Source organism: Vibrio sp. Hep-1b-8 (assembly GCF_006124995.1).
GTDB lineage: Bacteria > Pseudomonadota > Gammaproteobacteria > Enterobacterales > Vibrionaceae > Vibrio.
In genome coordinates this window covers 53758-67508 of sequence record NZ_QEWN01000009.1, presented here as the reverse complement: position 1 = coordinate 67508, position 13751 = coordinate 53758, and the positions used below count along the sequence as shown (strand labels likewise).

Below are 13751 nucleotides of genomic sequence, written 5' to 3'. Positions count from 1 at the left end.
GAATCTTTACTACTAAATGCACGTGGTCAACTTGTATGTTTAACTCTACTACTTCACATCCAAGTTGATTACAGTAAACATAAATACATCGATAAACTTCTTTACCTATATTGTTCTTCAAGATCCTAAATCGATACTTTGGAGTCCACACTATATGGTATTGACATCGCCAAAATACGTGGGAAGCTTGATTGTATCTACTCATGTTATTTGTCCTCTTTGACTTCTGGAAAAATCAAAGACGCATTTAGCATGAGTAGTTTTACAGGCAAAGCCGAAACGGATGATAACCACCTACTGAAGTAGGTGGTTTAGGGCTGAAAACAAATAAGGACCTTCGGGTCCTTTCTTTTTGCCCTGTAGTGCAGACTCCCCTCCATCACGAACAAGGATAACGACTCTTTTACTATTTCATTGTGACGAACGTTTCAGTTGCATCGCCTTGTACCGAACAACTAGGATCACAAACTGATAACAATTTCTGCACAGCATCGCACTTAGCCACTAGAATAAAAGCTCAGTTTAAGGAGATGTAACATGGAAGAACTACTGGCCGAATTTGCTACAGTAACGAAAATTCAGGTGGCTTGGGGCGAGATGGACGCTTTGCAACACGTCAACAACGCGGTTTATTTCCGCTACTTTGAAACAGCAAGGCTCGACTACTTCAACAAAATCAATCTGCTCGTTAACCTAAAACAAAACCATATAGGCCCTGTGCTCAGCCACACCGAGTGTCGATACAAAGCACCAGTCACTTATCCAGATACGCTGTTAATTGGTTCCCGTGTCACTGACTTGCAAGATGACCGATTCACAATGGAGTACCAGATCGTAAGTGAAAGCACTGGTAAAGTGACGACCGTTGGTTCAGCCACTTGCGTCATGTTTGACTTTAAGCACCACACCAAAGCTTCTATACCTGAAAACATCAAACAAGCTATTTTATTAGCCGAAGAACGATAAGCTCAAAATCCTAGATTCGATTTGGCGATTTCATCAGAGCGCCAAATCAATTTGTGTGACATCTCATATTTGACTTGGTATATACTCCTCTCCATCGTAAATAAACACCTTATTTGTCAATGAACAAAAGCTTACTAACCAATCTTATCGCACTCGCTTTACTAGCAGGTGGCTATCAAGCAGACAACCAAATTGCCTTATACGCTGGACTATTTGCGTTTTCAGGCGCCATCACCAACTGGCTTGCCATTCATATGCTATTTGAAAAGGTGCCTGGTCTCTATGGTTCCGGTGTTATTCCTGCGCGTTTTGAAGAATTTAAATCAGCAATCAAGACACTGATGATGGAGCAGTTTTTTACCCAAGAAAACATCGACAAGTTCTTAAGCAAGGAAATGGCTGGCGGAAAGTCCCTTAACCTTGAGCCTGTGATTGAAAAGATAGACTTTAACCCAACGTTTGACTCACTCGTTGACGTCATCGCCAACTCTCAATTTGGTGGCATGCTGGCGATGTTTGGTGGCACAGATGCGCTCCAACCTATGAAACAACCTTTTGTCGAGAAAATGAAACTAGCGATTGTCGACATGAGTCAGAGCGACACCATCAAAGATGCCTTAAAAGAACAGTTTGAAGCCCCAGCGATGATGGATGAAATACGCACTAACGTTGAGAACATCATCGATCAGCGCCTCAATGAACTCACGCCCAAACTGGTTAAGGAAATCGTTCAGAGAATGATCAAAGAACACCTAGGCTGGTTGGTCGTTTGGGGCGGGATCTTTGGTGGCATTATTGGCATAATTTCATCCTTTATTGCCTAAAATTGAAAAAGGAAGCGGTAAGCTTCCTTTTTTATAGTTTCGATATGAGATCTGCATTAACGCCAAAGCTGGTCTTATGCTCTTCAATAACCACTTCACTGCGAGTTTGTATCACGCCGGGCAAGGTTCCTAATTTGGTCGACATAAAGTTCTGGTACGCTTTCATATCCTTTACACGCACCTTAATCATGGTATCGAAGTCACCTGATAGCGAATAACACTCTTCAATTTCCGGCATATCCGCCACAGCTTGAGCAAACTTTTCAAATATTGAAAAACTGGTTTGATCCAAACGAATATGAATGAACACTTGTACATCCAAGCCCAGCTTTTCTGGATTTAGCTCAGCATGGTAGCCCGTAATATAACCTTCTTTCTCCAATCTTTTTACCCGATCAGAACAAGGAGAGGTGGTTAAGTTAACTTGCTTGGCGAGTTCAACAATAGGAAGTCGGCCTTTCAGATTCAAGGCGCGCAGGATCTCACGATCAATTCTATCTAAATCCATTAACGGCTCATTAAGTTGTTATAGATGCTGAAGGTATTCTAAAACAAAAGCACCGAGCCACAGATAGCGATCGTTGAGTTAGCGATAAATTATGTGAAGGTTATGCGATTTTTGCGTCAGAAAAAGCGTCTTGTGCAGTCACAACTTCTGTTTGGCTATTGCAGACTCTGCAAAAGGCCTGCTTTTCCATTTTTACATAGTGGTCACCTTGGAAAACGGTGGCAAAGAAGTTCGCCATATTTTTAACTACCGAGTTATTCTGCGTCTCACAACGCTTCATGACAATTTTATGTGCCGTTTTTTTATCACAACAATGACAGTACATGTGAGGCATTTCCGTTCGTCCTAAGTGTTAGCGTTATTGATAACTGACATATTTTGAAACCTAGAGTTCATTAAATTCAAACATTAGTTTAGAAAACGTGAGATAAGTTCAATAAATAGTCAATAGACAACAAAAAAGCCCCTAAATTTAGGGGCTTTTCACTCGAACCAATATCAATTAGTCCAGTTCAGCTAAGTGCTTTTTGAACGTTTTGTGCTGCGCTTTCACAGCCTCTTCCGGCTCGCCAGTCGTTAAACTTACACCAACAATAGCAAGAGTCGAGAAAATGATACCAGGGACAATTTCATACACGTCGAACCAGCCACCTGATAACTGCTTCCAAATAACGATAGTCACACCGCCAACCACAATACCCGCAAGTGCACCATTACGGTTCATTCTTTCCCAGTAAAGGCTAAGGATTAGCGCAGGACCAAATGCAGCACCAAAACCAGCCCATGCGTAAGAAACCAAGCCAAGCACTGAGCTGTCAGGTGTCATCGCTAAAACTAGCGCAACAACTGAGATGCCAACGACGGCAATACGACCAACCATAACAATCTCTTCTGAGCTCGCGTCTTTCTTAAACACTTGCTTGTAGAAATCTTCTGCCAACGCTGAAGAGGAAACCAGTAACTGAGAATCCGCAGTACTCATTACCGCAGCTAGAATTGCAGCAAGTAGGATACCGGCAATAACAGGGTGGTACAGAGAGTTCACCAGAAGCATAAAGATCTTCTCGCCATCATCAATGCTTACACCAGAGTTTGTCACATAAACTAAGCCAACTAGACCTACTAGAATCGCACCTGCCATTGATAGCGCAGTCCAGATCACCGCAATACGACGAGCCGTTGTCAGATCTTTATTTGAGCGAGATGCTTTGAAACGCGCTAGGATATGTGGCTGACCAAAGTAACCTAAGCCCCAAGCCACCAGAGAGATAATCGCAATCGCAGAAAGCGGTTCACCTTTAGAGTCATTCCATAGCGTTAATAGCTCAGGGTTAATCGCGGCAAGATCATTGCCAAGCTGACCAAAACCACCTTCCAACGCAGTAATTGGAACGATCATCAGTGCCGCTGCCATCAGCAGACCTTGCACTAAGTCGGTCCAAGATACCGCTAGGAAGCCACCGAATAGCGTGTAAGAGACGACGCAAACGGTGCCAATGATTACTGCCGTGGAGTAATCTAGGCCAAAGACTGTTTCAAATAATTTTCCGCCTGCAACCAAGCCTGAACTGGTGTAGAAAAGGAAGAATAAAAGAATAAAGAAAGCAGAAATAACCTGAATCAGTTTAGATTTATCGTTAAAACGACGAGATAGAAATTCTGGTAAAGTCAGTGCGTCAGTCGTGATGCTGTAAGTACGAAGACGTTTAGCATTAATTAACCAGTTCAACCATGTGCCTACCAGTAGACCACCCGCTAGCCAAAATGCTTCAATGCCTGCTGCGTACGCATAACCCGGCAGACCAAGCAGAAGCCAACCACTCATATCCGATGCACCTGCAGAAAGCGCCGCCGGCCAAGGGCCTAATGAACGACCACCAAGAAAGTAGTCGCTTGAATTTTTTGTACGCAGGTATGCGATGACACCAATGGCAAGCATCAACACCAAATACGCAATAAACGTGGTTGTAATAGCAAAGCTATTTTCCATGTGATATGTCCTCTTTTGAAAGATCGCCTTCCCTGAATGCCCTCAATACGAGGGCAAATCAATGAAGTATTAGTGGGCTTCGTTTCCGAGCTCTAGCAAGGTCGCATTGCCACCCACTGCTGTTATATTTATTGTTCTTGTACGCTCCGTAATAAAACGGAGCGCCAAATGAGGATCGTGGGCAACAGGAATGCTCACAAGATCCGTTTCAGACGTCAGGCTTACAATAGCGCCCGAACGTTTAGCCAGTTGGAGGTTAATCGTCCTTTCCACCTCTGGATTTCCAACATAACCAATGCTTCGCACGTCCGACTCGAGCAACTGATGATAAGCATCATATGCGGCAAACTGGACAAGGTGAGTTGGAAGTGAAGACTGAACATAGGCAGCCTCTAACACTAGGCAAAGCTCCGCATCATCACTGCATAAGATGACACTATTACCCGCGATCAGCGCAGCCGTTAGTTGCGCAACGACGGATAGCTTCGCTTGCTCTTGAACATCATCCTGAATAACAAGAACCACACCACGACCTGCGGTGTAAAGTTCGTTGGTTTCGCCTGTAGGGCCGACCAGACTATGGGTATCAGCAATGAATGCCGACGCTTGTTCAATATGGTACGAAACGACCGAAGCCAACTCAGGCTGAACTTGTTGTAAAGCCTGTTTAAAAGCAAGTAGGCACTCACTTTTAGAATCAAAATTGGTTAAATTCCAGTTTTCCCAAGCAGAGAAAGCATCAGAAAAACGAGTTACTTGATGAACCATAATTACTTCTCCTTGCTCACTCGATTAACAAAACTGTGTTTGCGTGAAACGGTAAAGATAGTGTGGACCACCCGCTTTTGGTCCAGTACCTGATAGGCCTTGACCACCAAATGGCTGCACTCCTACTACCGCGCCAACTTGATCACGGTTGATGTAGCAGTTACCAACACGAGCATGTTTTTCAATCCAGCGGTAAGTGGTTTCATTTCGGCTATGGATACCCATGGTTAGGCCAAAACCGGTATTGTTTATCTGCTCAACCACCTGAGTGAGTTCACTTGCTTTGAATCGAACGATGTGCAAGATCGGGCCAAACTGTTCTTCTTTAAGACAAGAAATATCACGGATTTCAAAGGCTGAAGGAGCAACGAAGTCACCGTTTTCATGCTCATCCGTAAGCACCAGTTGAGCGACTTTTTTCTCTGTTTCAGTCATAAACTCGATATGCTTTAACAACTTGCTCTTCGCATTGACGTCGATAACCGGACCAACATCTGTCGAGTGAAGATAAGGTTTACCAACGCTTAACTCCTCCATCGCCCCCTGGATCAGAGCAACTATGCGATCGGCAATATCTTCTTGAACGTATAGAACACGCAGTGCACTACAGCGCTGACCCGCAGAAGCAAACGCAGAGCGAATCACATCTCTCACCACTTGCTCGGGTAATGCTGTACTGTCAACAATCATTGCGTTCTGACCACCCGTCTCAGCAATCAAAGGCACTGGAGCGGCGTCACGTTCTGCTAATGTTTGGTTAATGCGCTGCGCCGTCGCTGTTGAACCAGTGAAAGCGACACCTGCGATGGCTGGGTGTGACGTCAGAGCCGAGCCAATTTCAGCGCCACGGCCTGTTAATAGCTGAATCGTCCCTGCTGGGAATCCTGCATCGAGCATCAGTTCAACCGCACGAGCCGCGATTAAGCTGGTCTGTTCTGCTGGTTTCGCCACGACTGTATTTCCTGCAACCAAAGCGGCTGTCACTTGGCCAAGGAAAATGGCCAGAGGAAAGTTCCAAGGGCTAATACAAACGAAAACACCACGACCTTGACGAGACACTTGACGAGTCTGCCCATCAAAACCGTTAATGGTTAGTTCACCTAACGCGTCCACTTGCTTAGCGTAGTAACGACAGAAATCAACCGCTTCACGCACTTCATCAATACTGTCATGAATCGTTTTACCTGCTTCCTGGTGACAAATCGCGACAAGCTCTGCGAGATTCTCTTCCAACAGATCAGCGAGAACCTCTAGCTTCTCTGCTCGCTGAGCTTTTGGTGATGCTTGCCATGCAGGGAAGGCCTGCTCAGCACCTTCAATCGCTGCCGAAACATGCTCAAGCGTAGCGAACGCAACCTGACCTACTTGAATACGACGGTCGTAAGGAGCGGTGACTTGTTCAGTGTTGATGTTTTCCTTGATCATGCTTTCGGCAAACATGTTGCCATTGATGATCGGACCCGCTAGCCACTGCTTACTTAGAAAACTCTCTACTTCATATTCAAACGGCTTCGCTTCGCTCTCGATATCTATGTTGATACCCAAAGAGTTCTTGCGCTCGTTAAACACGTTGGTTGGAAGAGGAATGCTTGTGTTGGAGAAAGAATCAAACGCATTAAGCATATCTACTGGATGCTGTGTCAGTGTTTCGACAGGGCAACGAGCATCGACCAAGCGATGAACAAATGAGCTGTTTGCACCATTTTCCAATAAGCGGCGAACAAGATATGGCAGCAGATCTTTGTGGCTACCAACCGGTGCATAAATGCGCACGGATTGTTGGTAGGCTGACATCGCATGGTTGTACAGCGAATCGCCCATGCCATGCAGACGCTGGAATTCGAAATCTTTATGCTGAGCCATCACTGCAATCGATGTGACTGTCTGAGCATTGTGGCTAGCAAATTGCGGGAAAATATTACCACGAACATGTTGGCTCAAAAGGAATCGAGCACAAGCTAAGTAAGCCACATCTGTCGCTTCTTTGCGCGTATAAACAGGGTAGTTAGTATAACCAGCCTGCTGTGACCATTTGATCTCACTATCCCAGTAAGCACCTTTAACAAGACGCAGAGGAATCGTATCTCCCTGCTGCTTCGCTAAGCCGTTTAGCCAAACCAAAACAGGAAGCGCTCGCTTAGAGTATGCCTGAACCACTAGACCAAACTTACCCCAGCCCTTGACCAATTCACTTCGGTACACTTTTTCGAACAATTTGAGGGACAGCTCTAGGCGGTCTGCTTCTTCAGCATCAATGGTAATCGCGACGTCAAGCTCAACCGCTCGACGCAGCAATTGCTGTAAGGTATCGTAAAGTTCTGTCAGAACACGTTGTTCATTCGCAACCTCATAGCGAGGATGAAGTGCTGAAAGCTTAATCGACACAGAAGGCGCTGGACTCACATCTGCAGCATAGTCATCACGGCCTACCGCTTCGATTGCCATTAAGTAATCTTTGAAGTACTTATTTGCGTCAACGGTGGTAAGTGCCGCTTCGCCTAGCATATCATAAGAGTAAGTGAAGCCCTTATCACGCATGTGACGACCGTTTTTTTGAGCCTCGGCAATGGTACGGCCAAGTACAAACTGGTGTCCCATGACTTTCATTGCCTGATGCATCGCCTTACGGATCACAGGCTCAGACATCTTGTTCACTAGCCGGTTAACCGCGCTTACCGGACTTTGAGATTCGCTATCAGAAAGGCCAACAACTTTACCTGTGAGCATTAAGCCCCATGTAGACGCATTAACAAAAACGGAATCAGAATTTTTCAGGTGTGATTTCCAATCTGCCACAGTGAGCTTGTCACGGATTAAAGCATCGGCTGTCGCAGCGTCAGGAATACGCATCAAAGCCTCAGCAAGACACATCAGCAGAATGCCTTCTTGAGTATCAAGGCTATACTCCAGTAACAGAGCGTCAATCATCTGAATGGACTCTTTGTCAGCACGAATCGTATTGATCAAATCCGTCGTTTTGATGGCAATCTGCTCTTTCTCTGACTCAGTGGGTGTTGCTAATGGCAGTAGTTGCTTAAGCCATTGTGATTCGTCCACTATATAAAGTGGCGAGATCAACGACCAAAGTTTATCAAGCGGCTGCTCGACAAACTCAGCGTTTAACACATTACTCGCTGTAAACATGCGTTTTCCTCAATCTCACACCTGAAATCATTTCAGGTTTTCTACAATGGCATGCAGTGTATTTTGAGCTTGAGAAGAATACTTGTCAAAAACTCCGAGTTTTTTGCTAAAAACCCTGAATATTAACAAAACAAAAACAGAGTCACACTCAATTAAGTAAAACTTTATACCGTTTACATTAGCTTTTTTAACCAAATCGTTTCTTGTACTGAGAAGGTGAAATACCTTGGAGGCGGGAAAAAGTATGAGTAAAGGTGCTTTGACCTGAAAATCCGGTGAACTCGGCTACCTGTCCCAAAGTGAGATTGCCCTGCTCTATTAGCTGCTTCGCCATGTCGATTCGCTTGCCCAGCACATACTGATGAGGTGTAATCCCCATCTGTTCTTTAAACAAGGAGTGAAACTGACTCTCCCCTAAGAACACACTGCCTGCGAGCTGCATCACTGAGATTCTCTGATTCATGTGCTGCTCGATATAGCGATCTATCGCTTCAAGATCGAAGCGCGATTCTTTACGACTCGCTTCAAAGGCCGACATATGGCGCTGTAATAAAGCCACAACCGTATCACTGCAAGCTCGACTGAGCAGCAAGTCATCTGGGCTAGAATGCATCTCAGCCACTAACATCTGGATAAGCTTTTGGATTTGATTGTTGAGCTGAAAGTACGTCTCTTTCTGGTTAAGCTCGTTAAGACGCTGCATCATCAAAGCATCAGATTGCGAAGCAACCGGCATATTGAGTACCAGAATATCAGATTGACCGACGACACCACCGAATGCGTGCCCTGAACCGGATGTCACGACGCAACCTTGCCCAGGGCCGACCATATTGCCGTAGCCACCAACTTCAAACTCCGCTTGACCACGTAAACCGATCACCACCTGAGTATAGTCGTGCGCGTGACATTCCATATACGAAGGCAACGTAACCAATTGAGCTGGTTTTGGTGACAATTCTTTGGCAGTGGATGAATCACTTAGCGGCTTATTGGATGATGACATAGAGACACACAGTCAAATTACATGTTCGATAAGCCATGATATACCAGAAGTGACGCAACTCGAAAATTGTATTGTTTGATTATAAAAATGGTTGCATTTACCATCGTCAACAAACAGAAAATGATCGGGGCGAACTGCTGAGAATCTGGTCATTTGTCGTACTGGAAGAATGATCAAGTGCACATAAATTACGGCTTATGTCACTTCTATCGATTTTCGTTATTCCTGATCGAGAATCTTTACTTGCATATTTCTTCAATCAGCCCAAAATGGATGATGTACCACCTAAGTTTATCTCGATTTATGATAAGCTTAGGTAATTCGCTCTATTATTTAGTGTGAATAGAAGGAAGAAATAGACCTTTTCAAGGCACCTTTGCAATGGACTGTCAAAAGTTTGTCTTTTTTTCTATATAAAGTGCACTATTTGATTGATATGCACTATGTTTGACTATTTTTTTATTGGTTATTAAACGTTAATTGTTGCAGGGACTTATGATCATACGTCGCATGCCAGCGCTTTTGCTTGCGCTAAGCCCTCTTTGGGTTTCGACTTCGATTTTCGCAGAAGAAAATGTACAGGGTGACCCTGTTTCTGAAATCGAAGTTAAGTTAGAAAATAAAGAAGCAGAAATGGGCACGATGGCTGCGGAGTTTAACTCTGAAGCTGATCGTCTCCAACAACTTCAGAATGATAGAACTAAGCTGAAACGCAATGAGGAAGAACTCAATGCGAAGCGCAATCGCACTAAGTCAGCTCTGGACAAACAGTATAACCGTCTTTTAGATGATCCAGATATCGACCTAGTTTCATTCCAGAAAGCTTACCAAGATGTGTGGACTGAAGTGAAAGATAACCAGTCTGCACTATTGGAAAACCAACAAGCGATAACTGAAAGTGAAATGCGCCTCTCACAAGTAAAACAGAAGCAAGCCCGTCTAACTTCTGAGCTTTCTTACTTACAAGAGCAAAAAGTGGAAGCGCGTGTAAAACGTATTTCTGCTGAGCTACGCGAAAGTGATGTACTCGAAACAAGTTACAAAACAACTTGTTCATCGACCATGACTTTGGGCGAGTGTGCTAGCCAGGGGCAATACCTGACTAAACAGAAAGCCGTCAAAGCGTTCAAAGCAAAACTGATGGAACGTTTGACGGAGTCAAACCTAGCGAAGCAAAATGCCAAAGGCGTTCAGTTGAATGTTCACATTCAAGAGAGCCAGCTCATCCGCTCTGGTTTTGAAGGCAACAATAGCTACTTCACTCAAATGCAATCGCAATTGCAGGCGCGTCCAGAGGCCTCAGCGGCATGTAAACTACTTAACGTTTCAACTCGTTACTGTCTAAAAGGCAGTGAAGAAGAGACAACCGCTAAGAAAGACAAAAACTGGGTGAATGTGACTGTTCGTTCAGATCAATATGATGATTCCGTAGTTATCAATGGCATTAACTATGGCAGCACGCCAGTAGAAGTTGTTCTACCACGTGGCCAACATCAAGTTACAGTGTCGAAAAATGGTTTTCAGACATACAATCGCGTGATCACTGTCAACGCAAATGACACGGTTTGGGTTAAGCTACGTCCAAATGGATAACGGCTAAAAAAACCTACCGGATTCACAAAGATGAGCTAAAACGCCATTTTGATCCTAAGTTATCAACGGATAACTTAAGACAAGATGGCGTTTTCGTTTAAAATACCCAATTAATCAATAATTAGATGTAGAAGAAAGACGATGCGTCCAGGTTTATCAATCCTTTTATTAGCATTATCTCCTTGTTTGCTTATATCTCCCGCTTCCGCACAGGAAGCGAAGATGTCGGTTATTCAGATCGACGATAAGCTTTTTAGCAAACACGATGAGTTAAAGTCTGCACAAAAAGCCTCAGACGAGCAGCAAGCTCTGTTCAATAAGCAGCAAGCCGAATTAAAGTCTCTGCAACAAACGGCAGAGTCGCTTGATAAGTCGTTTGCGAGTGCCAAGAATAAGCTTGAAATGGACTATCAACGTATGATTGATGATCCCAATGTTGACCTAGCTGCATCTCAGAAGGCCTATCAAGATGCTTGGTCGTCAGTGAAGCAAAATCAAAAGGCACGCCTTGACGCTGAACAAAAGCTTGAGGAAGAGCGAGCGAATCTCACGACTCGTAAAGCAGAAGCCGATGCCATTAAGCTTGCTATTGCAGAATTGGACGAACAAAAACTTCGCGCCAGAGCCGAACAGCTCAAACTTGAACTGGAACAGCCGCAGAAAATTTCGGTCAGTTTCACTAACCGCTGCCAAGCCTCTTTAACTTTGGCGCAATGTGATCAGCAAACTAAAGAGCTAGCTTTGCAGAAAGCGGTTAAGCAATTTCGCGGTGAGATTGTTGAACAAACCAGTGAAAGTTCACTGGTCAAGCGCAATATCAATGATGTCGCTCTTAACATCCACGTTGTCAAACACATTACTACCGAACAGGGCTTCTACGATGGTGTTCGTTACCGAACACTAATGGATGTAGAGCTTGAGGCTCGTCCTAAAGCAAAAGTGGCCTGTGAACTTCTGCAAATCGATAATCAATACTGTTTTGCGCCTGGAGCAGCAGGAAATCAGCAGTTCCAAGATGACCAAGAGATCGCTTGGGTCACACTCGCTATTCGCTCTAACCAATACAACGACAGCGTAACGATCGATGGCGTTTCTTATGGCAGTACTCCTGTAGAAATCATGCTACCAATAGGTATCCACGACATTACGATTGAGAAAGAAGGCTACAAGTCATACAGCCAACAACTTTCCGTTAACGCGGATACGTCTTTACGTGCGGTACTGACTGAAAAAGCCAACCCGCTACGCGCTGGTGCTAAATTTGCTGATGGCTTGGCAAGCAGCGGTCACGCACCGGAATTGATCACCATTCTCCAAGGTATTTACTACACTGGAGAGAAGGCTTCTAACCAAGTTTCACTTGATCATGCTTTCGGTATTGGCGCGACACCTGTCACCGTCAGTCAATTTGCAACCTTCGTTGAACAAACCAATTACCAAACCGATGCCGAGCTAAAAAACACCTGTACCACGCTAGCTCAAGGCGAAGTAACACCAATTCCAAACAGCAGTTGGCGAGATCCTGGGTTCAAACAATCGCCTAATTCACCGGTTGTGTGTGTGAGCCAAAACGATGCAGTCTCTTACACTAATTGGTTGCGTAAGCAGACTGGCGCTTCTTACCGTCTACCAACAGAAGAAGAGTGGGAAATTGCGGCACGTGCTGGCAGCCAAGATAAATACTGGTGGGGTAATGAATTTGCACCAGGTGAAGCAAACACTGGCTGGAGTGGCACTCCTTGGTCAAACCAAAGCACTGCGCCCGTTAGCGCTTTCAAACCTAATCAGTTAGGCGTTTATGATGCGGTTGGCAATGTTTGGCAGTGGACAAGCAGCCCGAGAGGTATTGCTAAAGGCGGTGCGTGGAACTTCTCACCAGATATGGCTGCAGCAGACAAGCAGCTATACCTTTCACCATTCTCTGCCGCTAACTACTTAGGTTTCCGAGTCGTTAGAGACATTAACTAGTTATATTAGGGGGGGATTTCCCCCCTTTTTATCTTATTCTCTTCAGATACAATCATTAGCGAGTTGGATTTATCCATCCTCCTCGGTATCAATTGATATGTCTATGCTCAGTAATTTACTGAGTGCATAGAACCTCTTCTACACGTCGACAAGATTTATCTTGTGTTTGCCAGTCATCCTACGGTGCCTGGCATTTTTTATCGTACAGCACATGTGACTTTGGTATCATACTCACTCTGTTTAGTAAGAAGTTTTTTTAAGTGAACGAGCAGCAAGTCTCTTTATTCCGTCAACTCCCCGGTTTCTGGGGATGCAAAGACCTCAACTCTATCTTTGTTTATGCTAACACTGCTTATGCCAAACTGATCGGTTTCGAGAAGTCACAAGATTGTATTGGCCTTACCGACTTTCAAATGCCCAGTCCCACATCTCACTGCGCTGCTGATTTTGTTAAACAAGATCGGTATGTTATTGAAAAAAATACGTCCTTGAGAGTTCTCGATATTCACCCATACCCAGATGGCAGCTGGCGGGCGCATTTATTTACCAAAATCCCATGGCTAGATGATTCAGAACAGATTCAAGGGACCATTTTTTATGGGCAAGAGCTGTCTGATACCGCAATTCTAGAAGTGGGTCACTGGATATGTCGCGCGACAGGTTTACCGCCTGAAAGTAATCTTATCGCTGAAACACCGACGACAACACGCTTTGATCTCAAACTGACTAACCGAGAATCAGAAGCGCTGTTTTTACTGCTCTATGGTAAGAAACCCCACTGCATCGCCACAATCATGAACATCTCGATAAAGACATTAGAAAGCTATGTCGCGAGACTGCGAGTAAAGTTTGGCGCTCACTCTAAAGCACAATTGATCGATATGGCTTTAGAGCAGGGATATGGGTCTCACATACCTAAGACGCTATTAAAAAGACAGCTGTCTGTCGCCCTAGATAACGAATACGCCGCATAAAGCGGCGTATTTT

At 44.6% G+C, this 13751-nt stretch carries 12 protein-coding genes; 5 read left to right on the top strand and 7 right to left on the bottom strand.

Features of this window, described 5'->3' with window-relative positions; all coding sequences use genetic code 11:
• A partial coding sequence (gene tnpA, locus DA100_RS03425) for an IS200/IS605 family transposase (protein WP_138970885.1) occupies nt 1-205 on the bottom strand: 205 nt, incomplete at its 3' end.
• A gap of 332 nt (nt 206-537) precedes the next feature.
• On the opposite strand from tnpA, the gene DA100_RS03420 reads away from it, so the two are divergent.
• Nucleotides 538-966: a thioesterase family protein gene (locus DA100_RS03420; RefSeq protein ID WP_138970884.1), complete on the top strand. Its 429-nt coding sequence runs from the start codon at nt 538-540 to the stop codon at nt 964-966.
• Nucleotides 967-1085: 119 nt separating this feature from the next.
• Complete coding sequence (locus DA100_RS03415; protein WP_138970883.1) at nt 1086-1790, top strand: DUF445 domain-containing protein; 705 nt, start codon at nt 1086-1088, stop codon at nt 1788-1790.
• Between the two features lie 31 nt (nt 1791-1821).
• Here the strand turns inward: DA100_RS03415 and DA100_RS03410 are convergent, their stop codons facing one another.
• From DA100_RS03410 to DA100_RS03385, 6 genes are all read right to left on the bottom strand, one after another.
• Nucleotides 1822-2298 (bottom strand): Lrp/AsnC ligand binding domain-containing protein, encoded by a 477-nt coding sequence (locus tag DA100_RS03410; protein WP_004744557.1) that lies wholly within the window; start codon nt 2296-2298, stop codon nt 1822-1824.
• A 100-nt stretch (nt 2299-2398) separates the two neighbouring features.
• Nucleotides 2399-2632, bottom strand: a complete 234-nt coding sequence (locus DA100_RS03405; protein ID WP_138970882.1) for a hypothetical protein — start codon at nt 2630-2632, stop codon at nt 2399-2401.
• 168 nt (nt 2633-2800) lie between these two features.
• Nucleotides 2801-4288, bottom strand: a complete 1488-nt coding sequence (putP, locus tag DA100_RS03400; RefSeq protein WP_138970881.1) for a sodium/proline symporter PutP — start codon at nt 4286-4288, stop codon at nt 2801-2803.
• 69 nt (nt 4289-4357) lie between these two features.
• Nucleotides 4358-5056, bottom strand: coding sequence for a 1-pyrroline-5-carboxylate dehydrogenase (locus DA100_RS03395; RefSeq protein ID WP_138970880.1), 699 nt, complete (start codon nt 5054-5056; stop codon nt 4358-4360).
• Nucleotides 5057-5080: 24 nt separating this feature from the next.
• Complete coding sequence (gene putA, locus DA100_RS03390; RefSeq protein ID WP_138970879.1) at nt 5081-8200, bottom strand: bifunctional proline dehydrogenase/L-glutamate gamma-semialdehyde dehydrogenase PutA; 3120 nt, start codon at nt 8198-8200, stop codon at nt 5081-5083.
• Nucleotides 8201-8387: 187 nt separating this feature from the next.
• Nucleotides 8388-9203 carry an AraC family transcriptional regulator gene (locus DA100_RS03385; RefSeq protein ID WP_138970878.1) on the bottom strand — a complete coding sequence of 272 codons (816 nt, stop codon included), beginning with the start codon at nt 9201-9203 and terminating at the stop codon, nt 8388-8390.
• A 495-nt stretch (nt 9204-9698) separates the two neighbouring features.
• Here DA100_RS03385 and DA100_RS03380 point away from each other — a divergent pair, with 495 nt between their 5' ends.
• From DA100_RS03380 to DA100_RS03370, 3 genes are all read left to right on the top strand, one after another.
• Complete coding sequence (locus DA100_RS03380; protein WP_138970877.1) at nt 9699-10796, top strand: PEGA domain-containing protein; 1098 nt, start codon at nt 9699-9701, stop codon at nt 10794-10796.
• A gap of 141 nt (nt 10797-10937) precedes the next feature.
• Nucleotides 10938-12764 carry an SUMF1/EgtB/PvdO family nonheme iron enzyme gene (locus DA100_RS03375; RefSeq protein ID WP_138970876.1) on the top strand — a complete coding sequence of 609 codons (1827 nt, stop codon included), beginning with the start codon at nt 10938-10940 and terminating at the stop codon, nt 12762-12764.
• A gap of 260 nt (nt 12765-13024) precedes the next feature.
• Nucleotides 13025-13738, top strand: coding sequence for a helix-turn-helix transcriptional regulator (locus DA100_RS03370; protein WP_138970875.1), 714 nt, complete (start codon nt 13025-13027; stop codon nt 13736-13738).
• Nucleotides 13739-13751 lie beyond the last annotated feature (13 nt).